This window comes from Solibacillus sp. FSL R7-0668, from assembly GCF_038006205.1.
Taxonomy (GTDB): Bacteria; Bacillota; Bacilli; order Bacillales_A; family Planococcaceae; genus Solibacillus.
Window position 1 is genome coordinate 1,586,364 of the sequence record NZ_JBBOUU010000001.1, and the last position, 23,202, is coordinate 1,609,565.

Genomic DNA, 23,202 nt, shown 5'->3' on the forward strand with positions numbered 1-23,202 from the left:
ATAAAATGTACCCTATAAGATAGACACTTTGAAAAAGTCTATCCTATAGGGTATTTTTATTTATAGTGAGAAAAAAGATGTCGGAGTGGAATCAAATGACGAAAGAATTATTTACAAAAAAAGAACAAGAACAACTAAAATGCAATCCTAATGTGCAAGCTGTTAGTGAGAGATCAATTACATATACAGATGAATTTAAACGTCATTTTATTGCGGAGTATGAGAAAGGGAAGCTTCCTAGAGAGATTTTTGAAGATGTTGGTTTAAATGTTGAATTAATCGGTTTAGAGCGTATTAATTCAGCTCGAAAACGTTGGCGTGCAGCCTATCGTAAATCAGGTGTGGCAGGTCTACAAGATACTCGAAAAACCAATTCTGGTAGACCTTCAGAACGTGAATTAACATTAGAAGAAAAAATCACTCGGCTAGAAGCGAAAAATCGTATATTAGCAGCGGAGAACGAATTACTAAAAAAGCTCGATTTACTCGAAAGGCAGATGTTAAAGAAGAAGTAAAAATTACACCAGAATTAAAGTTCGAACTCATCCAGCATACGATAAAAAAATACAAATTAAAGCGCATGGTGAGCTATTTATGTAACATAATGGGCGTATCTCGTTCAGGTTACTACAATTACTTCACGGAAAAATCAGCACAAAAGCGCGCAATTAAAGCGGAAATAGATGAAGAAGTAAAGGATATCATTTTAAAGGCGTATCATTTCCGAGGACGCAAAAAAGGAGCACGCCAAATTAAAATGACCTTAGAAAATCAATACCAAATTACATATAACTTAAAGCGTATTCGCCGCATAATGAAAAAATTTTCGATTATATGTCCAATTCGTAAAGCAAATCCATATCGTCGCATGGCGAAAGCAACGAAAGAACATCGCACATGTCAGAACAAACTACAACGTCAATTTAAACAAGGTGAAGCAGGTAAAGTTCTGTTAACAGATATCACTTATTTAACGTATAAAGGTGGAAAACGCGCTTATTTATCAACGATTAAAGACGCCGAAACGAATGAGATTTTAGCGTATGAAGTATCCCCTTCATTACATCTAGAGATTGCGCTCAATACGCTTCACAAACTGAAGAAACACCGCCATTTAACAGAAGGCGCCTTTATTCATTCGGATCAAGGTTTCCATTATACGAGTCCGCAATTTCAAAAGCTCGTAAAGAAAATGGGGTTAGGTCAATCGATGTCACGTCGGGGAAACTGTTGGGATAATGCGCCCCAAGAATCATTCTTTGGGCATTTTAAAGATGAAACGAATCTAAAAGAATGTGAAACGCTAGAAGAAGTAAAACGAGAAGTTAAGAGTTATATGACGTATTACAATCATTATCGTGGCCAGTGGAATTTAAAAAAGCTGCCGCCTGTAAAATACAGACAGCAGCTTCAACAAGTTGCCTAGGCTTTTCAAAATGTCCTTTACAAAGGGTACACTTTATTATGTTGAGCAGGCTTATATTCATTATCAATCATCAAAGCCTAAATTCACTGGCTCCAATGGTAAATTTGAAACTGCGTTAGTCATATTTGTTGAAGGGACAGAATGATCAACTTCCTCAAAACTAACCCCGTCAATCCATACTTCACCCGAACCAACAAGCAACACACCAAAATGAATGGCTTCTCCTTCTTCAGTTACATCGAGTACAATTGAATAGTAATTCCAATCTGTTGTGCCATGAATTGAACGATTATCCATATTATCGAATTGTAAGAGGTCTCCGTTTTTCGAATCAATTCGGCACCAAGCCCCGCATTTCATTGCATCCTTTGTTTTAATAAAGCAAGACATTTTCATGCGCTTACCAATCCAATTTTTAGCTGAAAATACTTGCATTAACGTTCCAAATTGACCTTCTTGAGCAGGCTGTGTACTGCCTAAGTAACCCGATTTAGAGCCCGTATGAAACACCTTATGATCGGATTTGATGGAATATAAAGATGGGTTTGTCCCCGTTAAAAGCCAGCCCTTCACTTCATTTGTTGTCATATCCTGTTCCTCCTTAAAGTTTATTGATCGCATTAAATTACGATATTTCCCAGGTGGCATCTGGTATAGCTCTTTGAAAGCACGTGTGAATGCTTCCTGTGATTGAAATTGACATTCCAATGAAATGTCGAGTATTGATTCATCAGAATGCAATAGTAAAAACGCAGCGACAGCAAGACGTCTTTTTCGAATATATATCCCGATAGATAAGCCCGTCTCCTTTTTGAACTGCCTCGTTAAATAAAACTTTGAGTAACCAATTTTTTCGGCATACTGCTCAAGCTGCCATTCAGATAAGATATTTTCCTCAAGCATATCAACAATATGTTGGACTAGCTGACTATACATGACTGCTCACCTCAAAACTTAGTATAAAGAAGAAACCAAATCCATTTTTGATAATTATTGCACTACAGTGAGTTTAGTGTAACGCACGATTTATGTAGTACATTGAGATATGTAATAGGAGTCTATAAGAACCCAATTATAACAAATAATGGGTGTTAAAATATGGCGTTTGTTTTAAAATAGTTATAGGGGATTCAACTTGAGTAAATTTGATATGTTCATGTAAAAGTATGTGGAATTGATGTCCGCCTCTTTTGGATTCTAAACGCTTGATGCAAAGGAGAAGTTATAATGAAAAAAACAGCAGTCCTTATTTATCCCAATTTTAGTGAATATGAGCTAACAACGGCATTGTCCATATTAATGCAAGGTACGAAACCTGTGAGTATTATTTCGATAAACAAAGAACTAGTTAAGGGGGAGGCAGGTCTTACATTAATGGCAGATCAAGCAATTGATCAAGTTAATTACGAAGAATTCGACAGTCTTCTATTAACCGGGTGTATGGATGTTTTCCCTATCCTAGAAAATACTAAATATACTGATTTTATTAAAAACATTGCGGATCAGGAGAATTTCATAGTAGCTAGTATATCAAGTTCTCCTGCTTTACTTGCTAAAGCAGGATTATTAAAGAATAAAAAATATACGGTTGGATTACTTGAGGAAGCTAGAATCAATTCTGGAATATTCGAAGCAGCAAATTATGTGAATCAATTATTAGTAAAGGATGGCAATATTATTACTGCATGGGGGTCAGCATTTATTGACTTTGGCATTCTATTTGGAAAATCATTGGACCTTCAATTTGAAGAAGGTTGGTATGGTAAATAAGAAGCGTTAGTGATTTTGATAGTGGTTGAGAAAATATTATTCGGAGGAAACGAAACATGGGCTACATTGAAAGATTACGCAAAGTCGTTGGTAGCGACCCTTTACTATTGGTTGGAGTTGCGGTTGCTGTCATAAACGACAAGGGGCAAATATTATTACAAAAACGGAATGATGGTGTATGGGGCGTTCCGGGCGGTTTTATGGAATTAGGCGAGTCTACTGAAGAGGCTGGTGTTTGTTAATTGAAGGCCCTTATGGAGCGACGGAATCTGTCACAATCACATACAATACACATAAACGGGCTGTCTAAAAAGTCGAAACTTTTAAGACAGTTGCCTCCTCATATATTAATTATCCGCTTGAGGCTGCTTTTCGCGGTGGTCAGAATAGGAACGAATGCTAAAACCGTCACATCGTGTGACAACGCATTCATGACCAGCATCGTGCTGGCCTCCATCCTCGGCGCAAAGGGAGTGTCCCAGAAATACTTCTCGGACACTCCCTTCACTTTTTCTTACAAAGTACCGTTTTTAGCAACCATCGCGTAGTACAGCCCTTTTTTTGCTAGCAATTCATCATGTGAACCAAATTCAGCAATTTGCCCCCGCTGCATGACATAAATGCGGTCGAATTGGTCTAGGTTTGTCAGCTTATGCGTAACCATCAGGACGGTTTTATCGGCTGCCTCTGAAAGTAGTGTGTGAAATAACATACTTTCAGTTTGCACGTCTAAGCTTGTAAACGGTTCATCTATAAGCCATAGCTGACTTTCTTTTAACAGCAGTCGAGCAAAGGCGAGTCGTTGTTTTTCTCCGCCTGAAAGATTGCCGCCTTTTTCAAAAATCGGGTCATCTAAATTTTTATCCAGTGCTGCTTTCGTCAGCGCTTGTTGTAATTGTGTGTCTGTCGCTTCAGGCTTGGCTAATAGTAAATTGCTTTTAATGGTACCCGAGAAGAAATGATTGTGCTGTAGCATCGTCGCTATTTGCTCATAAAGAGAGTGGGTTGTGATGGATGCAAGTGCATGTTCTCCAACCGAGATTTCCCCATGTGTCGGGTGTATTTCCTTCATTACAAGCTGCATCAGTGTTGATTTACCCGACCCACTAGGACCAACGATCGCTATTTTTTCCCCGGGTTGAATCGTTAACGAAACGTTGTTCAAAGCAGGGCGCGTTGAAGAGGGATAATGATAGCTGACATTTTGTAACTGGATTTTTTTTTGAATATTTTCAAGCGTTCTTGTTCCATCCACTTGCTCGTTTGCAGTCACTTCTTCCAGCTGATCAACTGCTTTTTTCGTATGTCGTGCAAAGATTGGCACCATTGATAGTGGGACGGCGGATTCAAAAACCGTGAGTGAAACAAGGATAATTAAGGCTAAATACACCCCTTCTAGCTGCCCAATCGATGTTAAATAGGCGCCAACAAAGACAACACCAAAGCTCGTGAATAAGGCAATGAGCTGATTCCATAAATAGGAGGTTTGCTCTTGATTGAGCTCTTTTCGCCGAGATTTTCCATAAGCCTGGTATAAAGAGGCTAATTCCGCGTCCTTCGCTTGCTTTTGATTGTGAAGTAATAATTCTCGATACCCATAGAAATACTCGGTTGCTTCAATTGTCAGCTCCTTTTTTTCGACTGTGCTCGTAGGAAATGGTCGATGAAAGAGAAGATAGGGAACGACAATGCTTGTGAGTACGATGCCGATCAGTAAGAGCAAGGCAATCCAAGGTGAAAAGAATAATGTAAATAAAATCGTGACGAAAAACACAAGTAGAGCGATAAAGGGCGGATACAGCACGCGTAAAAAGAAGTTTTGTAGCATCTCAACATCGCTTGTAATCCGCGTTAATAAATCGCCACTTTTATAGTTGTTAAACAGATGTGCTTGTGGCAATAGCTTTTGGAAAAAATTCATCCGTACAATACTAATAAATTTAAAGGTTACCCGATGTGATAGATAGCGTTCGGCATATTTACTGGCGGATTTCGTCACGCCAAATAATTTGAGAAACGCGGTTAAGATTAAAATGACATAAAAGGGAGGCATTAGGGCTGCTTTTGATATGAGCAAGCCACTTTGTGCAAACAGTGCGACCGCCGTTAAGCCACTTACTGTCCCTGCTAATAGTGCAAGTAGGACATCTTTTTTATCATGCCAAATCATGTTCACTAATTGTTGCATGCTGTATTTCTCCCTTCCGCAATTTTTTTGAAATACGGGTGGTTTTTAAGTGTCACTGGTGTACCGGAACTGACAATTTGCCCGTCTTCTACGATATAAATGACATCCGCGAATCGAATGCTTTCATATTGATGGGCAGCAAGGATGATTGTCGCATTTGCCCGTAGTTTTTTAATAGAAGCAACTAATAATTGTTCGGTTACAACATCTAAGCCAGCAGTTGGTTCATCAAAGAATACGATAGCGGGCTCTTTTAGGAAGGCCCTTGCAATTGCCACACGCTGCTTTTCGCCACCTGATAATCCAAGGCCACCTTCACCAATCGCTGTGTCAAGTCCGTTCGGTAAAGCGCTCACCCAATCGACTAATTGTGCCTCTTTTAATGCAGCATGAATCTGTGTATCCAAAACGTCGAGCCCCATGCAAATATTTTCACGTAATGTCCCCGCAAAAATATAAGGGTGCTGTGAAATATAGCTTGTTTGCGCATACCAATGATCCGCACGATAGTGGCTGCGTGGCGCGTTGTTTAAATAGATTTCTCCTGAATTGAACTCGGTTAAACTGGATAACAGATTTAAGATCGTTGTCTTGCCGTGACCCGTTTTGCCGATAAAAGCCACCGTTTGTCCAGGCTGTATCGTGAGAGTGAGTGGACCAATTGTCGGGCCGTTTGGATAGTGAAATAACCCATCCTTAATCGAAATTTCAGGTTGAATGGCTAATGAATTGTGCCCCCACTGGACAGGGTTTGCCTCTTCTTGAAGCTGCTTTGCAATTAAATCAGCAGCCCCTAAGCTCCCACGACCGGTATGAAAGGCAGCCCCTAGCTCCTTCAAGGAATTATAATATTCTGGTGCTAAAGTCAAAATGAAGAATGCCGGCGCAAAAGTGAGTGTTTTAAAAACAATCATTTGAAAGCCGATTTCCAACGCTACAATCCCAATACCAAGTGTTGCGATGAGCTCGATAAATAGGGTAGAGGCGAACGCAATTTTTAAAACGCTTAATGTCCGGCTCATAAAGCCTTCATTACTTTTCGCTAAAATATGCTCCTGCTGTTTACTTTGACCGAATAACCGAATCGTTTGTAGCCCTTGCAGTAAATCTAAAAATTTCCCCGAAAACTGATTTAACGCATCTAATTGCTCTTCTGATTTTTTCTTCGTTTGCATCCCGATAATAATATACGTAATCGGAACAAAGGGCGCGGTAATTAGCATAATCCAACCACTATTCGGGTGAACAATAAAGACCGCAATTAAAATCATTAGCGGAATAACGCTTGTTTTAATGACTTGTGGCATGTATTCACGGTAATAGCTTTCCAGCTGATCGACGGTATCGACTAAAAGTGTTACCTTTTCACCTGTTTGAAAGGACACATGCTGTTCCATCGTCGTGTGTGACCAATGCTGCATGAGTTTTCCCCGAACAGTGCCCTTTACCTTTTCAGCTAACCAGCCCCCAATTCGACCTAATGAAAACTGCGTCGTGAGCCGAACGATTATGGCAATCAAAAAAAGCCAAAAGAAAAGATACGTATTGGAAAAGGGCGCTTTTTCAATAAAAACAAGATTGACAATTTCTACAATACTGATGCCCTGTAAGATAATGCTTCCCCCTAAAAATAAGGATAGGATAATTAGCAGGACGAGCTTGGATTTATGTTCAAATAGTAAATTTTTTAGAAAAGGCATGTTATCAACTCCTTACCTATATAATAGGCAAATTTGGTAAAAACAAAACTAGGGGTTTTCCACTATATTTAGGAGGAATGTTACAGACAGATGAACGTTGAGGAAGTACTTTTATTAGCGCAGTTGGAGAGAACGAGATAGTATTAAAGATGAAAATCAGACATGTTTTAGAAAGGAGCAATCAGCTATGACGGTTCGCCTACCTTATGAGTATTTAAAGGAAATTTATGAACATATTCAAGATGGCATTATTGTGATGAAAGCAAACCGTGAAATTATTATGATGAACCCCGCAGCCGCAAAATTAACGGGCTGGGCAATTGGTGATTCCGTTCCGTATTGTACCTATTGTATGACCCGGGAAAAAAAGGAGGGGGAACCGACCTGCTACTTGATTGCGAATCGTGAGGTGCCGTCCTTTTTATCGCAAATGCCAACGTATCATGGACAAAAAATCGATGTAGAAATGAGTACCGCTGCGATTTATGCAAATGCCGATACTGGGGAAAGTGAGTATTTGCTTGTGTTACGCGACCAGGAATTAATTAAAAAAGCACAGCAAGCCGAAAATACAAAGAAAATGATTCGTGCATTAATTGAAGCAAAGGAATCCGAGCATAAGCGTCTTGCACAGGAATTGCATGATGGTATAGGACAATCCTTATTTACCGTATCCGTCGCATTGCAGGCGGTAGAGTCATTTGTCAAAGAAAATCCGAAATTATCGCTGTATATTCATGAAGTTCAAGCCGAGCTGCAACGAGCAATGGATGATATTAACGCCTATTCCCATCAGTTACGCCCCCATAGCTTAGATCAGCTAGGTCTAGTGCCAACGATTCAAATGATGATTGATACGACGATGAAAAATACACCTGCACTGACAATTGATTTACTGACAGAGGGGGTAGATCGCTGTGATCCTGTTGTCGAAATTAACTTATATCGTGTCATTCAAGAGGCGCTTCATAATGTGGTGAAATATGCGAATGCCAGCCACGTTCAAATTGATATTATAAAGGATTCTCGACAAATTGAGATGAAGATTTGTGATAATGGGATTGGCTTTAATCGCGAAAAAATAAAGAGTCCCGGCTTAGGGTTAAAGCATATGGAAGAGCGCATTGACTTATTAAACGGCCAGTTCGAAATTGAGTCTAATATTGGAGAAGGTACGACGATTGACATTGTTGTGCCAAGATGGAGACCACAAGATGATTAACGTATTATTAGTAGATGACCATGTGCTCATTCGTAAAGGAATTGCACTATTATTAGAAAACCATGTCGATATTGCAGTTGTTGGTGAAGCAAATGACGGCGAAGAGGCGATTCAATTAGCTTACCAAACAGATCCAGATGTCATATTGATGGATATTTCGATTCCAAATGGGCTGGATGGTTTTACAGCGACGAAGGAAATTAAAAAGAATTTACCTCATATTAAAGTGATTCTGTTAACGATGCATGATGAAGTGGCCTATATTCAACAAGCCATTGATATAGAAGCGGACGGCTATATTTTAAAAAATAGTCAGGGCGGGATCATGTACGAGGCGATTTTGTCTGTCTATCACGGTAAAACCTATTATGAAGTGGGCTTACCACAGGAGCAGTTAGAAAAGCTATTTAAAAATAAAGGTAATCCAAAAACCGATGTGCTCTCCACACGCGAGCGAGAAATTGTACGCCTAACCATTTTAGGGTATAGCAATATTCAAATCGCGGAAAAACTATTTATTAGTGCCAAAACTGTCGAGAATCACAAGGCCAATAGTATGAAAAAGCTCAATTTGAAAAGTAAGGCAGAGCTGATTCAGTATGGCATTACCAATGGTTATATCCAATAAATTCTATACCCAACGCAAAGACTATATGCTTTGCTGTTGGGTATTTTTTGTTGCAAAAATGACATAATTGCCGCTGTCTTCAAGGCTTTATAGTGGGAAACCCCTATATTTTATCAACAACATCCTCACTATACTTGAAGTTAGTTAAAGGATTGAACTTAATTCAGTAGGGTTCAAGCTCCGGCTGAATCAAGTTAAGCCGAGGTGTAATTGATAAGAGGTGAATACGCATGAAAAAGAAATGGATGCTTGTTAGTTTTACATTGTCATCAATTGGGATGGCGGTTCTAGTATCAGCGATGTTTTAACTTAATTCAGTAAGTTCTTTCTGCATCATAAGCAAAATGATAGGTACGAAAAATCCTCTATTTCTATAAGTGGGGATGAATCAAGCTAAAGCCTCGGCGGATGTCACAGATTTTAAAGGATTTTTTCAAGCAAGCTCGAAAAAATCTGGACACAATTACGCCGAGGCGAAATTGATAAATAGGAGGTATAAACGATGGAAAACTTAGCTGTGTTTTGGAGTAGAGCTTTAACAGAGCTTACATTATCCTTTCATATTCTGTTTGCAACATTAGGTGTCGGGGTGCCGCTCATGATCTTAATTGCACAGTATGTAGGATATAAGAAGAATGATATGCATTATACATTAATGGCACGCAGATGGGCGCGCGGATTTACGATTACAGTGGCGGTTGGGGTCGTGACAGGTACCGTCATTGGCTTGCAGTTATCGTTATTATGGCCACAGTTTATGGAATTAGCAGGTCAAACGATTGCATTGCCATTATTTATGGAGACCTTTGCATTTTTCTTTGAAGCGATCTTTTTAGGTATTTATTTATATACATGGGATCGATTTAACAATCCAAAGCATCATATGCTACTGCTTATTCCCGTAGCGATTGGGGCATCGATGTCCGCGGTATTCATTACAATTGTCAATGCCTTTATGAATGCGCCACGTGGGTTTGATTTGGTGAATGGAGAGCTTATTAATATTCAACCGATTTTAGCGATGTTTACACCAGCGATGCCTACGAAAATTGGGCATGTACTCGCATCAAGCTTTATGACAGTGGCCTTTATTTTTGCGGCGATTGCAGCGTATAAGTTACTTAAAGGTGAGGAGCATGTTTACCATAAAAAAGCGCTTTATTTAATGATGAAGCTTGGGGTGATTTTCTCCATTGCGACTGCCTTAATCGGGGATTTCTCGGCAAAATATTTAGCCGAATATCAACCAGAGAAATTAGCTGCTGCAGAATGGCACTTTGAAACAGAGGAAGGGGCAGATTTAATCTTCTTTGGGGTGCTTGATGGTGAAGAAGTGAAGTACGAAATTCGACTTCCGAAAGTATTAAGCTTCTTGGCAAGCAATGATTTTAACGCAGAAGTGACAGGGCTAGACGCCTACCCAGAGGATGAAAGACCACCACTTATTACGCATTATTTCTTTGATGTGATGGTGGCAATTGGGGTGCTGATGATTTTCTTATCCATCGCATTTGTGATCGGAAAATGGAAAAACTGGCACTGGATTGAGGCACGTTGGTTCAGATGGCTCGTCGTATTAAGTGGTCCTTTATCACTCGTAGCGATTGAGGCGGGCTGGTGGTTAGCTGAGCTTGGACGTCAGCCGTGGATTTTATATGGCCTGATGCGTACGGAGCAAGGTGCAACTACGGCAACGGGTGTTGAATGGTTATTTATCGCATTTGCGGTCGTTTACTTCATATTAGGTATTGGTAGTCTTGTAGTACTACGACGCATGTTTAAAAATAATCCAGTAGAAAAAGAATTAGCATTACGTAAAGGCGGTGCGCAATAATGTGGTTAGAAATATTAGGGGTATCGGTTTTATGGATTTTCTTGTTTGGCTATGTCATTGTCGCATCCATTGACTTTGGTGCAGGCTTTTTCAATGGCTACAGCTTATTAACAGGGAAAAATCAGATTTTATCAAAGGTGATTAAACGTTATTTATCACCTGTATGGGAAATAACAAATGTGTTCTTAGTATTCTTCTTCGTTGGAATTGTTGGGTTCTTCCCACAAACGGCTTATTATTACGGAACGATTCTTTTAGTCCCAGCCTCAATTGCGTTGATTTTATTAACAATCCGAGGAAGCTACTATGCCTTTGAATCCTATAGTGGCTTGCGAGGTCATAAAGGCTATGCAGCGGCTTATGGAATCGCTGGTTTATTAATTCCTGCATCGTTATCGGTTGTGCTAACGATTTCAGAGGGTGGTTTTGTCACAATGAATGAAACTGGTCCGCAGCTGGATTACGGTGCCTTATTGACAAGTCCACTCGCATGGTCGATTGTCGTCTTAAGTATTACCGCCGTGCTGTACATTTCCGCCGTCTTTTTAACATGGTATGCCAAAAAAGCAGGCGATGTAGAGGCAAGCAGCTTAATGCGTAAATATGCGCTAATTTGGGCGGTTCCACTAATCGTCAGTGCCTTTGGGATTATCATTGAACTGCGTGCAACTGGCAATTGGCATTACGAGAACATGATCGACATATCTTGGTTATTTATTGTATCGGGCATTTTATTTTTAGCGACGATTTGGTTACTTTGGGGGAAAGTGAAATATGGTTTAGCTGTCGTTATCATGATCGCACAGTTTGCCACAGCATTCTTTGCTTACGGAATTTCGCATTATCCGTATTTACTGTATCCGTACTTATCAATTCATGATAGCTTCACAAATCAAACGATGGCGATTGCACTTGTTATTGCATTTGTCGCTGGTTTAATTTTACTTATTCCATCCATGTATTTAGTATTTAAATTATTTATTTTCAATAAAGGTTATCTTTCTGGCGAAGATGAAACGCATGTATAGGAGGCGTTACGATGAATGACTTTTTAATTTTCTACGCACCATTTCTTGTTGTTATTTTAGCAGTGTTCGCAGCGTTCTTTGTTGCAACGAAAACGAAGACACATTAAATAAGAGTGTTTGTAGGGGATCGAATAAATAGCTGGTTAAAAGGAAGTGGGTGCTGTCACTAAGTGTGATGGCACTTGCTTTTTGTTGTTTTTTGCATGGTGCTGGGGGCTGGATACGTGTGATTTCCCAATAATACCCTTTTAAAACTAAAAAAGCAGCTTATTTTTCAAAAAAATGGTTGATTTTATATCACTTTATGATATATTAATTTTAGATATATCATAAAGTGATATAAAGGGGTGACGAAAATGAAATCTTTAGAGCAACTGACGGATTCGGTATTTTATATTATGGCTGCCTTCACAAAGCCAAGGCATGGCTATGCGGTGATGAGCGAAATTGAAGCGCTAACGAACGGCGAGGTAACGATTGGCCCCGCATCGTTATATACCATTATAAAAAAGCTGATGGCACAGGAATACATTACGCTATATGACGCGAGTGATTCACGCCGAAAAGTGTACACATTAACAGAAAAAGGGCGTGATGTGCTAACACATGACATAGCACGTCGAGAAAAAATGATTCGCTTTGCCAAAATTGGACTAGAGGGAGATGTTTCACATGACTAAAACAAAGTATATCGTTTCCGGTGGTATTGCATTTTCAGAAAAGAAGGATTTGAAAATATTAAAAAAATACGCTGCAAAAGGCTGGATTGCCAAGCGCTATAAGGCAATGGGCTACGAGCTAGAAAAGGGTGAGCCTGAAATCATTGACTACAGCATTGATGTGCGCCGTTTAGCACCAGAAGATGAGGAAGAATATTTTGCGATGTTTGAGTTTGCAGGCTGGCAGCATGTTTGCTCAAGCTATGATACACATTTGTTCAAAGCGCCAGTAGGGACGACACCGATTTATTCGGACACTACTTCAAAATCTGAAAAGCTGCTACGTTTGCGAAAATCGATTATGCCCGCAATGTGGCTTACGGTTTGTTTAACGGTGATGAGTTATTTCGCGATGGTAGTTACGGGTGGGACAATTGAACTGGTATCTAAAATGTTATTTAATTTCTTTATTATTTTGATGATACTATGTGTGCTCATGTTTATCGCTTTAACATATCGTAGCATGCGTATTCGCTAGGGGGAATATCGGTTTCGAAGGCTAAATAGCAGGGAATACATTTTACTAAATAAACGAGCTGAAGGTTATAGAATCAACCGCCAGCTCGTTTTGCACGCCATTTCCAAATAAAGATACTCAAAGCAGTTACAAGTAAAAGTACGAACAACAGATCTAAATCCTTATCATACTTAAACCACATTTTAGACTTTAAGTTGACCTCTTGAGTTGGTGTGAATTCCTTTTCGGCAATTTTGGGGACATCCTCACCTGAATTTACAACCGTCACAGGACTACAAGGGCTATTGGTATAGGCACCGTTATTTTCGTGCAAATAAACGAGGTATTTTTTGTTCTTTTCAAAGTCATGACCCCATGTAAAATCCACTTCAAAAATAAGTTGAGTGGCTACTTCGGTTTTCCAGCTCTTTTCTACATCGAGCAAAACATACTTCTTTGTCTCTTTTGTCCCCGTGAATCCTTTTTGTACAATATCATTTTTTACATTCAATACCGTTCCGACTACAGCCATATCAAAATTATCTATAATCGGCTCTTCAAGCTCAGCACAACTTAATGCCTGCGCTTGTTGTGGGAAAATGGTGTGTAATGACAGGGTACAGAGTATAGTGAGCAATAATAATCGCATAATGCCTCCTAAAAACGAGATTTGATGGATTAGACGCGTGAGGCTTTAAGAAGTTACATAAATACGCTAGATAATTGGTATGGTTATTTCAAAATAAAGGAAATAGATTGCTTTGCTCGAATAATTAATAAAGTACGATAATGATACAAAGATAGGGAGGAATGACATGTTTCCGATATTAGAAACTGAACGATTAATTTTAAGAGAGATAATTCCGCAAGACGCGCAAAATATTTACGCCAATTTTTCCAACGAACAGCTGATCAAATATTATGGCATGAATGCGATGACACAGCTTGCCGAGGCCCAAGCATTAGTCCAATCATTTACAGCAGGCTTTATGAATAAAAGAGGAATCCGCTGGGGGATTGAAAGAAAAGAGGAGACTGGCTTAATCGGGACAATCGGCTTTAACCTATGGTCGCCACTACATAGACGTGCAGAAATTGGCAATGAATTGCACCCAGATTTTTGGCGTGCAGGCTATATGTCAGAAGCGATCAATCAAATTGTAGACTATGGCTTTCAAGAGCTCGATTTAACAAGAATCGGTGCCGTTGTTTTTGTGGGAAATGAAGCCTCCAACCAGCTATTATTGAAAAATGGCTTTGAACTGGAAGGTGTTTTGCGCAATTATATGTATCAAAATGATCAGGTACATGATGTGAATATGTTTTCGAGGGTGAAGCGTTAGACAGAATATAGGGAGTTGGCACAGGTGTGTATTTTTATTGCATGGGAAATAATTTTGGTGAAATGTCTTGACAATGGAAATAGAGTATAGCGAATTAGAAATGAATAATTATTTTTAATAACTTAAGGGAATTGGTTAATGCGTTTTGATTATTTTGTCATTTGGAAAATTATTTTGATGATAATATTCTGTTGGGAATACAGGAAATGATTTAATGTCAGTTTCTATTTGTGTAGGAGAGTGGAGGAAAATAAAATGGAGACTTTGCTAATTTGATTTTTACAGATATTTCGGTAAATGTATTGATTTCATTGGGTTTGTAAGCATCTTATTCGTATTCATTCACCAACTTCTAAATATATTAAAATAATTTTATTTGCTTTCCTGTACTGGTTAATATATCCTTATATGTAATCGTTCTACCATAATGGAATGATTTCTTCACAAATATATTATCGAGGTGAATATAGCATGGCAAAGAAAACTAAGAAAAACAAAGCAGAAGAAGTAGTACTAGAAAAAAAGGCAAAGAAAAAAGCAGACAAAAAGAAGCTTGAGAAAAAGATAGAAAAGAAAAAGGCTGAAAAGAAAAAAGCTGCGAAATTAGTTGCAAAGAAGAAAGCTAAGAAGAAAAGCGGCAAAAAAGCAGCTTAATTAGCGCTAACGTTTTTCGGTTATTAGAATCGGAAAGCGACACTATTTTTAATTTTGTGGGCACATCGATAACGAGTTCTTTATGAATCGTTTATCGGTGTGCTTCTTTTATTATCGATCAATTTTGTACACGTTAATGAGGCCGATTACCCGTTGATTTAACAATTAATTTACATCATCTACTTCGTTTTAATATCTGGCTCGAATATAGTGAAATCAAAGATCTTTCATCAAATAATCCCCAGACGTATGTAGTAACCAAATAAATTCGAATATTTCTTGTTATTTCCCAAAGTGTGAGTTGCCCTTTAAATTGGAAGGTATAACAATGAAACGTATATAAGATCTGCAAAAGATAGCAGTCTATAGTAAGATTATTGATTGCCTTATGTATAACCATATGCGAATGATATACGCAATTAATGATGGAGGGTTTAATTGACTAATTAGAAGTGTTTGAATTTTCTTTTTGTAGAGGGGGAGTTTGAGTGTGATGGAGTTAAGAACTGTTAATGAATATGAGAATGGCGTTTAGTGCGGATGTAAAGTGAACATAAAATTGCTAGGAGACTCGCACTGATTTTATTGAAATATTGGTAAATAATGTATTATAATATTGTTAGAATAATAGTGGTTAAATATTATTCTTGTTGGATTTTTGTGGATTTTATTAAAAATGAATCAAAATTCGCAGTCATTCCCTGTATTGGGGATGTGGATTGAAACCAACGTAAACCGTAAATAAATACATTTACGAACTGTCATTCCCTGTATTGGGGATGTGGATTGAAACACAGAGATTCTAGTGGCAATATTTATTATCAGAGTCATTCCCTGTATTGGGGATGTGGATTGAAACTATCAAAGCTCTTTGTCGTGCGTCTTTGCATGGTCATTCCCTGTATTGGGGATGTGGATTGAAACAGAATGGGGAGCTAATAATTCTTGCTGCTCGCCCGTCATTCCCTGTATTGGGGATGTGGATTGAAACAGCTAAACGCGATATGAATATTAGCGGTGTACAGTCATTCCCTGTATTGGGGATGTGGATTGAAACTATCATCGGTACAATGCCTTCGCGTTTGAGTAAGTCATTCCCTGTATTGGGGATGTGGATTGAAACCCGTGAACGAATTATAAGTGTAAGCGTTGATGGTGTCATTCCCTGTATTGGGGATGTGGATTGAAACACATTTGTACATCCTTCCTTAACAATTTTGTTCAAGTCATTCCCTGTATTGGGGATGTGGATTGAAACACGGACATACAATTGTCTGTATTTATATACGCGGTCATTCCCTGTATTGGGGATGTGGATTGAAACTCTTATGGATCGTTAGCAGCTCACATGCGGCTTTGTCATTCCCTGTATTGGGGATGTGGATTGAAACTATGTCTAAACTGCACTTGATTCAAGAAATTGAGTCATTCCCTGTATTGGGGATGTGGATTGAAACCGAGTACTGGGGAAATGGTGCCAATCAGCGCAGGTCATTCCCTGTATTGGGGATGTGGATTGAAACAGATTCGACAGAGTGAGCAGGAAATCAGGCGATGTCATTCCCTGTATTGGGGATGTGGATTGAAACCAAAAGGAATAGAGCTACAAGTATTACAAGTAAAGTCATTCCCTGTATTGGGGATGTGGATTGAAACTTCGCCAACGAATTAACCAAAACTAATTTAATCGTCATTCCCTGTATTGGGGATGTGGATTGAAACAACGTTATACGTCACAAACGGCGCAACATCCATCGTCATTCCCTGTATTGGGGATGTGGATTGAAACAACAATCAATCGTAGAATCAGTACATTAAAAAGGTCATTCCCTGTATTGGGGATGTGGATTGAAACCCTGATAGGGATATAGCAGAGGATTTATGGAATGTCATTCCCTGTATTGGGGATGTGGATTGAAACTTGTTACCGTCTCGACCTTTAACCTCCATTACGTCATTCCCTGTATTGGGGATGTGGATTGAAACTAACTGCTGACGAAATCCGTGAGAGCCGATTTGGTCATTCCCTGTATTGGGGATGTGGATTGAAACTTCGCGTACGACTTTGGGGATGGTTGATTTAATGTCATTCCCTGTATTGGGGATGTGGATTGAAACTTGCGTTAGCTTATCGCGTAGACATGGCTCTTGGTCATTCCCTGTATTGGGGATGTGGATTGAAACCGCATAGTCAACGATAAATTCGTAGGCTTTGCGTCATTCCCTGTATTGGGGATGTGGATTGAAACTATTATTTATACTTCCCACGGGAATTAGTCGTGTCATTCCCTGTATTGGGGATGTGGATTGAAACAGGGATTACGAGCAAGACGAAATTACGCGTACAGGTCATTCCCTGTATTGGGGATGTGGATTGAAACCGCTAGTAGACGCAAGTGCGCGTGCCTATGTCGGTCATTCCCTGTATTGGGGATGTGGATTGAAACCAGCGATTAACTTCGAACACGGCTCGATTGTAGAGGTCATTCCCTGTATTGGGGATGTGGATTGAAACGCACAGCTGGCCGTATATCACCGATAATCGCAGTCATTCCCTGTATTGGGGATGTGGATTGAAACTCACTCGCTTAAAACCTCAATTTACATCACATAGGTCATTCCCTGTATTGGGGATGTGGATTGAAACTGGTAGATAGTCTTCAATAATGTAATAAATATCAGTCATTCCCTGTATTGGGGATGTGGATTGAAACTTCAAATCGGTAGAATGTTTGGCCGCGCTCTTTCGTCATTCCCTGTATTGGGGATGTGGATTGAAACACAGGAAATCCAGTTAACTAATTTGGATCAATATGTCATTCCCTGTATTGGGGATGTGGATTGAAACTTGATGCTTTAACGAATACATCGAATTTATTATGTCATTCCCTGTATTGAGAATGCGAATTGAAAGAAATAAACTAACAAATGAAAAGAAACAGCTGAGTGATGATCAGCTGTCCCTACAAGCCTAATTAGTGAAAGGCAATATTCGGTGGGGATGAGGAAAACGTTTATCGAGCACAGCCTTACTTTATGGCTTCACTAATACTTTTGCCTGTTTAATATCATTAATCAATGTTTCGAAGCCTTTGTCAACAATATCATTCAGCTCGATTTTAGACGTAATTACAGTAGATACGTCTAATCTGCCTGCTGCGATGAGCTCGATAACTGTTGGGAATACATGGAGATAAGCGAGCGTTGATGTGAGTTGCAGAGCCTTGAACATGACCATGTTTGAGTCAATTTCAATCGGCTTTTTAAATGTAGCAAGTAACATAATTTGTGCACCCATTTTCGTTGTATAAAGCGCATTGCTCACGGTAGATTGTACACCGGCACAGTCAAATACAACATCTGCGCCACCGTTTGTAAAGGCTAAAATTTGTTGCACTAAATCCTCGGCATCGCCTTTTACAACAAGAGATGCGCCAAGCTCTTGTGGTGTGATGCAACGTTCCTCTGAAAAATCCACGAGCACAATTTTAGCGGCACCAGCAGCTTTGACGCATAAAAGGGTAAGTAATCCAATAGGACCTGCGCCATAAATAACAACAAAATCACCAGCCTTTAGCTTACTTTCTCTCACACTGTAAAATGACACTGCAGTTGGTTCAACGAGTGCGCCTTCTTCAAACGTCACATTGTCCGGTAATTTATGCAGCATGTTTTCGTCAACTGCGACATACTGTGCAAAGCCACCATGACGATTAATGCCGATAAAGCCTACCGAATGACATTGATTGAAAAAGCCATGCGTGCAAGCAGGGCATGTACCACAGTAAATTAGCGGTTCCACGCAAATGTGGTCGCCTGTTTTGAATTTCCCTACTTTTGCGCCAACTTCAACAATGGTTCCTGAAAATTCATGTCCCAAAATCGTCTGACCAGCATGTTTTGTAATAGGGTGTGGATCCGTACCGAGTCCATAATTGTAAATGCCAATGTCACTACCTCAAATGCCGACCCAAGCAACTTCGACTAGCACCTGATTTGGCTGAATTGTTGGTTTTTCTACATCTTCCACACGAATATTCTTTATCTGATGAAATACTGCTACTCTCATATATATTTGCTCCCCTTTAGAAAAATTTACTTAAATCTGGATACCCACTCGTTTGCCAAGCACCATCAACGATTAAGCTTGCCCCATTAACATAGGATGCGTCCTCGCTCACTAAAAATAATGTAGGACCTGCCATTTCTTTAGGATCGGCAGCACGCTTCATGGGAATGCGCTCCATATAGGCTTCGTGAATAGCGTCAACCCCTGTTAATCCAGCAGTGAGTGGAGTTAACACAAGACCCGTTAAAATCGCATTAACAGGAATATTGTACTGAGCTAACTCCAGCGCGGCATTTTTCGTTAGCATTTCAACGCCCGCTTTTGCGGATGAGTATGCTGTTCCTGCGAACATCGGTACTTGTGCGTTTAATGACGCAACGTTTACAATTGCCCCGCCACCATGAGTCTTCATATGTTTTGCTTAATGCTTTACACATAAAAAGACACCTTTTAAGCATAAATCCACTGTGAAATCCCAATCATTTTCCGATAAATCGGTAATGGGTGCAGCTTTTGACGCCAGCTACGTTAAATGAATAATCTAATTGACCGAATGTCTCGATCGTTTTGTTTACTAAATTTTCGACCTCTTGCTCAACTGTTACATTTGTTTTGATTGCTAGAACATTTCCACCATGTGCAGCTTAGATTTCTTGCATTTTTTGTTCGTTCAAATCAGCAACGACCACTTTTGCGCCTTCATTTAATAGGCTTTCTGTAATTGCATAGCCAATACCAGAAGCGCCGCAGTCACAATCGCCACCTTGTTTTCGAATCGTTTGTTCATCCATCATCTCTACTTAACAAAATAGTATGAGCTTACGAGTTCATTATAACAATAAATTAAAAGTGTAATAGAAGGAATTGCGAATGATTTGAATTTTTTGGAAAGGGATATTTAAACATGGGTATTTAAGTTTTTGTTGGATTAACATTTGATGTTTTTTAAGGTAATTGAAATTATGAGTATGTTTTAATGGTGGTGTGAGTTAGAGTAGTTAATCTAATTTTCACATCGAAAAATTTGTTAGTAATTGACAATATTGGATTTGTGTTTTATTCTTAATTTAGGAGGTTCACTGTATTTATAATGTCATAACAAAATAAAAGGATCAATTGTTATGTGGTTTTAAAAACTGTCTTTATTATGTGTTAAATAAGCAATTTGGAGTCCAAGTAGTCTGTTTTTTGAACGTAGGCTATTTTGGACTCAAAAGCTGTTTGTTACTTAAATATTAAAGTATGCAGCTAGATTTAATAATGTAATGTGTTTGAAAATATGTAGAGCATTTTGATAAAAGGAGCGTACTTAAATGACACGTCATTATGGAACTTATACAACTGAATTTAAAATGCAAATTGTGAAGCTCTATGAAAATCAATTATTATCACGTAAAGACATTCTTGCTAAATATAATATATCACCATCAACATTGGATCGTTGGATATTAAACTATCAAGAAAGAAACGCTATCTGTGTTAGAAATAGCTGTATAAAGGCTGTGGAAGAGTTGTCACTAGCACGTCAACAGCTTAAACGCATAAATAAAGAAAAGAACATATTAAAGCAAGCAACAATTATCTTGGCAACTAGTTAGATGTAATTTATATTGATAAATTATTTAGTTTCAAATTAGACATAAGTAACACTTATTTGGAACTAAATTTATGGTAAAATTTGAATTAAAGTATACTGAATAATCCAAAATTTTGGATTATTTTTCTGTATTACTAAACCTTTTTATTATAATTAAGTTGAATGGAGGTTTACCTATGTTTGTTGCACATCTTCGTAAAAACGATGACACAGTTCAGTTATTAAAAGACCATTTACTTGAAGTAAAGGAGTTATGTGAGCGAAACGGAGAGAAGTTAGGAATGTCTGCGGTATTTGGGTTAGCAGGATTGCTACACGATTACGGGAAATTTTCAGATGACTTTCAGCAATACATACGGGAAGCTGTTGCAAACCCGAATCATCCGCCAAAGAGAGGGACGGTAGATCATTCGACTGCAGGTGGCTTACTATTAATGCAGCGCTACCATCAACCGAAAATGTTACGACATATTATGGTGGAAATGCTTGCAAACGTTATCTTTTCGCATCATGGACAATTATTGGATTACATAGATAGTGAAGGGGATTCCCCATTCATAGAGCGCACTAAAAAAGAAGCGATTCCTCTGGATCAGCTACAGCAACGCTTCTTTGAAGAAGTTATGTCTGAGCAGGAATTTGAAGATTATGTTTCCTTAGCTACACAGCAATATCATCAATTTTTGCAAAAGCATTTTCCGAAAGGACCAGATTTACCAGAAATTCTTTATAAACTTTCTCCATTTTTAACGATGATGATTTTTAGTAGTTTGATCGACGCTGACCGCACGAATTCGCGTCAATTTGATGAAAATGATTTATCTACACCAATAGACCTATCACATAGAACATCAACCTTTGAAAAACACCTTCACACATTAGAGCAAAAATTAAAAAACTTACAGCAACAAGCAATACCTAATGATATTACAAAGCTACGCCAACAAATGTCGGATAACTGTTTTGACAAAGCGACGAAACCCCAAGGGATTTACACACTCTCAATTCCTACAGGTGGAGGGAAGACCCTTTCTAGTTTGCGTTTTGCCCTAAAGCATGCCTGTGAGCATAAATTAAAACGCATTATTTACGTTATTCCATTTACAACCATTATTGAACAAAATGCCGCGGTGGTAAGAGATTTACTCGAAACGGACGAGGTGCTTGAGCATCATAGTAATGTTATTGAGGATGTTAGAGACCCAGAGACATATGAAGAATTAGAGCTGCAAAGGCAGTTAAATCATGCGAAGGACAATTGGGATGCACCGATTGTTTTTACCACAATGGTGCAGTTTTTAAATAGTATGTACAGCGGGAAATCGCGAAATTTACGAAGACTTCATAATTTGAGTGATGCAGTTATTATTTTTGATGAAGTTCAGTCAATACCAATTAATTGTGTCTCGCTTTTCAATGAAGCCATTCAATTTTTAACGAAGTATGCTAAAAGTACAGTGGTGCTCTGTACAGCGACACAGCCAGCGCTTCAATATGTGGAGCATAATATTACGGTAAATGAGGAGATTATTGACGATTTGTCAAAAATCGAACAGGCATTCAAACGGACAAATATTGTGTTTATGAATGAGCGAGAGCAATGGACAACAGAAGATTTAGCTGAATTTATAGAAGACAAGCTAAGCGAAGTTAACAGTGTACTGATTATTACCAATAATAAAAAAACGACGAAGGCACTGTATATGCAACTGAATCACTATGACAATGTGTATCACTTAAGTACAGGTATGTGTCCAGCACATCGTAAGGAAAAGCTACAAGAAATGAGAGCAAAGCTAAAGGCAGGCGAGCAGGTGATTTGTGTATCCACTCAACTGATTGAGGCCGGGGTAGATGTTAGTTTTGAATGTGTCATGCGTGCACTTGCAGGGATGGATTCGATTGCACAGGCTGCTGGGCGTTGTAATCGAAATGGTGAAAGTGGCGTTCGTGAGGTGTATGTATTTAAGCATGCAAAAGAAGTGTTGACCAAGCTACCAACTATTGCAAATGGCCAACAATGTGCACGTTATATTTTAAGAGATATAGAGGAACAACAAGTCTTCAACGGTGAAGCGCTTTCATCTGATGCAATTGAAGCGTATTTTAAACAATATTACATCAATATGAGCGTGCAATTGAATTACCCAGTGAAAGGCTTAGTGCCAACGTTACATGACTTATTATTTAGTGGAGACCGCTCAGTAAACCAAAAAAATCAAGTGTATTTACGAACGGCAATACGAGAAACAGCTAAATATTTTGAAGTGATTGAAGCCAATACGGAATCTATTTTAGTGCCATATGGAGATGGGGAAAAATTGATTGCACAGCTAGTAAGTGGAGAGCCTGTAGATTTTAAAACATTTATGAAAGAGGCTCAGCAGTATTCTGTAAATGTATTTGCACATGAATTCCGAATGTTGCAGCAGGAACGTCTCATTCGAGCAGTAGATTTTGGCTCGTTTAAAATATGGATTGCAGTTGATTCAACCTATGATGATGCATATGGCTTATCGGTGCAAGGTGAGGCAAAGCTTGTTTTATATGACTTTTAAGGGAGGTGA

20 protein-coding genes, 1 pseudogene and 1 CRISPR repeat array are annotated in these 23,202 nt (G+C 38.9%); of the genes and pseudogenes, 14 read left to right on the forward strand and 7 right to left on the reverse strand.

Translation table 11 applies throughout. The features are described from left to right. Positions 1 to 95: 95 nt before the first annotated feature. Positions 96 to 1,426, forward strand: a protein-coding gene (locus MKX47_RS07670; protein ID WP_340772652.1) for an IS3 family transposase whose coding sequence is annotated in 2 segments (ribosomal slippage) — positions 96 to 477 and positions 477 to 1,426 — 1,332 coding nt in all. Because the reading frame shifts where the segments join, the coding sequence is not laid out codon by codon here. A gap of 63 nt (positions 1,427 to 1,489) precedes the next feature. On the opposite strand, the gene MKX47_RS07675 is transcribed toward MKX47_RS07670, so the two are convergent. Then, positions 1,490 to 2,362: a helix-turn-helix transcriptional regulator gene (locus MKX47_RS07675; RefSeq protein WP_340772655.1), complete on the reverse strand. Its 873-nt coding sequence runs from the start codon at positions 2,360 to 2,362 to the stop codon at positions 1,490 to 1,492. Positions 2,363 to 2,653: 291 nt separating this feature from the next. On the opposite strand from MKX47_RS07675, the gene MKX47_RS07680 reads away from it, so the two are divergent. After that, positions 2,654 to 3,196 (forward strand): DJ-1/PfpI family protein, encoded by a 543-nt coding sequence (locus MKX47_RS07680; RefSeq protein ID WP_340772657.1) that lies wholly within the window; start codon positions 2,654 to 2,656, stop codon positions 3,194 to 3,196. Positions 3,197 to 3,252: 56 nt separating this feature from the next. Further along, positions 3,253 to 3,429: pseudogene (locus MKX47_RS07685) on the forward strand (NUDIX domain-containing protein); the annotation flags it as partial. A 281-nt stretch (positions 3,430 to 3,710) separates the two neighbouring features. Here MKX47_RS07685 and cydC read toward each other — a convergent pair. Both cydC and cydD read right to left on the reverse strand, forming a co-directional pair. Next, the gene (cydC, locus tag MKX47_RS07690; RefSeq protein WP_340772659.1) at positions 3,711 to 5,384 is read right to left on the reverse strand and encodes a thiol reductant ABC exporter subunit CydC; all 1,674 of its coding nucleotides are present in this window, start codon (positions 5,382 to 5,384) and stop codon (positions 3,711 to 3,713) included. Beyond that, positions 5,372 to 7,084, reverse strand: a complete 1,713-nt coding sequence (cydD, locus tag MKX47_RS07695; RefSeq protein ID WP_340772661.1) for a thiol reductant ABC exporter subunit CydD — start codon at positions 7,082 to 7,084, stop codon at positions 5,372 to 5,374. The genes cydC and cydD overlap by 13 nt, the downstream gene beginning before the upstream one ends. Before the next feature lie 187 nt (positions 7,085 to 7,271). On the opposite strand from cydD, the gene MKX47_RS07700 reads away from it, so the two are divergent. The 7 genes from MKX47_RS07700 (at position 7,272) to MKX47_RS07725 (ending at position 12,993) form a co-directional block, all read left to right on the forward strand. Further along, positions 7,272 to 8,306 carry a sensor histidine kinase gene (locus MKX47_RS07700; RefSeq protein WP_340772663.1) on the forward strand — a complete coding sequence of 345 codons (1,035 nt, stop codon included), beginning with the start codon at positions 7,272 to 7,274 and terminating at the stop codon, positions 8,304 to 8,306. After that, positions 8,299 to 8,934, forward strand: coding sequence for a response regulator transcription factor (locus MKX47_RS07705; RefSeq protein ID WP_340772665.1), 636 nt, complete (start codon positions 8,299 to 8,301; stop codon positions 8,932 to 8,934). Before MKX47_RS07700 ends, MKX47_RS07705 begins: the two co-directional genes overlap by 8 nt. A gap of 502 nt (positions 8,935 to 9,436) precedes the next feature. After that, on the forward strand, positions 9,437 to 10,768 hold the full coding sequence (locus tag MKX47_RS07710; protein WP_340772666.1) for a cytochrome ubiquinol oxidase subunit I: 1,332 nt from the start codon (positions 9,437 to 9,439) through the stop codon (positions 10,766 to 10,768). Continuing rightward, entirely contained in the window at positions 10,768 to 11,796 is a 1,029-nt protein-coding gene (locus tag MKX47_RS07715; protein WP_340772669.1) for a cytochrome d ubiquinol oxidase subunit II, read from the forward strand. The genes MKX47_RS07710 and MKX47_RS07715 overlap by 1 nt, the downstream gene beginning before the upstream one ends. A gap of 11 nt (positions 11,797 to 11,807) precedes the next feature. Then, a complete protein-coding gene (cydS, locus tag MKX47_RS21430) occupies positions 11,808 to 11,903 on the forward strand; it encodes a cytochrome bd oxidase small subunit CydS (protein WP_445683575.1) in 96 nt (31 codons plus the stop codon). A gap of 249 nt (positions 11,904 to 12,152) precedes the next feature. Beyond that, positions 12,153 to 12,476: a PadR family transcriptional regulator gene (locus MKX47_RS07720; protein WP_340772672.1), complete on the forward strand. Its 324-nt coding sequence runs from the start codon at positions 12,153 to 12,155 to the stop codon at positions 12,474 to 12,476. Continuing rightward, entirely contained in the window at positions 12,469 to 12,993 is a 525-nt protein-coding gene (locus MKX47_RS07725; protein ID WP_340772673.1) for a DUF2812 domain-containing protein, read from the forward strand. Before MKX47_RS07720 ends, MKX47_RS07725 begins: the two co-directional genes overlap by 8 nt. A gap of 73 nt (positions 12,994 to 13,066) precedes the next feature. Here MKX47_RS07725 and MKX47_RS07730 read toward each other — a convergent pair whose 3' ends face one another. Next, on the reverse strand, positions 13,067 to 13,621 hold the full coding sequence (locus tag MKX47_RS07730; RefSeq protein ID WP_340772676.1) for a hypothetical protein: 555 nt from the start codon (positions 13,619 to 13,621) through the stop codon (positions 13,067 to 13,069). 166 nt (positions 13,622 to 13,787) lie between these two features. On the opposite strand from MKX47_RS07730, the gene MKX47_RS07735 reads away from it, so the two are divergent. Then, positions 13,788 to 14,315 (forward strand): GNAT family N-acetyltransferase, encoded by a 528-nt coding sequence (locus MKX47_RS07735; RefSeq protein ID WP_340772677.1) that lies wholly within the window; start codon positions 13,788 to 13,790, stop codon positions 14,313 to 14,315. 471 nt (positions 14,316 to 14,786) lie between these two features. Next, positions 14,787 to 14,969 (forward strand): hypothetical protein, encoded by a 183-nt coding sequence (locus MKX47_RS07740; protein ID WP_340772680.1) that lies wholly within the window; start codon positions 14,787 to 14,789, stop codon positions 14,967 to 14,969. 693 nt (positions 14,970 to 15,662) lie between these two features. Then, positions 15,663 to 17,883: direct repeats of the CRISPR family, unit length 33 nt; unit sequence GTCATTCCCTGTATTGGGGATGTGGATTGAAAC. Between the two features lie 120 nt (positions 17,884 to 18,003). Here the strand turns inward: MKX47_RS07740 and MKX47_RS07745 are convergent. From MKX47_RS07745 to MKX47_RS07755, 3 genes are all read right to left on the reverse strand, one after another. Next, entirely contained in the window at positions 18,004 to 18,918 is a 915-nt protein-coding gene (locus MKX47_RS07745) for a zinc-binding dehydrogenase (protein ID WP_340777752.1), read from the reverse strand. 136 nt (positions 18,919 to 19,054) lie between these two features. After that, the gene (locus tag MKX47_RS07750) at positions 19,055 to 19,450 is read right to left on the reverse strand and encodes an SDR family NAD(P)-dependent oxidoreductase (RefSeq protein WP_340772682.1); all 396 of its coding nucleotides are present in this window, start codon (positions 19,448 to 19,450) and stop codon (positions 19,055 to 19,057) included. Between the two features lie 232 nt (positions 19,451 to 19,682). Further along, positions 19,683 to 19,832: a hypothetical protein gene (locus MKX47_RS07755; protein ID WP_340772685.1), complete on the reverse strand. Its 150-nt coding sequence runs from the start codon at positions 19,830 to 19,832 to the stop codon at positions 19,683 to 19,685. Positions 19,833 to 20,351: 519 nt separating this feature from the next. Here MKX47_RS07755 and MKX47_RS07760 point away from each other — a divergent pair. Both MKX47_RS07760 and cas3 read left to right on the forward strand, forming a co-directional pair. Next, the gene (locus MKX47_RS07760; RefSeq protein ID WP_340772687.1) at positions 20,352 to 20,636 is read left to right on the forward strand and encodes a helix-turn-helix domain-containing protein; all 285 of its coding nucleotides are present in this window, start codon (positions 20,352 to 20,354) and stop codon (positions 20,634 to 20,636) included. Positions 20,637 to 20,811: 175 nt separating this feature from the next. Beyond that, a complete protein-coding gene (gene cas3 / locus MKX47_RS07765; protein ID WP_340772689.1) occupies positions 20,812 to 23,193 on the forward strand; it encodes a CRISPR-associated helicase Cas3' in 2,382 nt (793 codons plus the stop codon). The last annotated feature ends 9 nt before the right edge of the window (positions 23,194 to 23,202 follow it).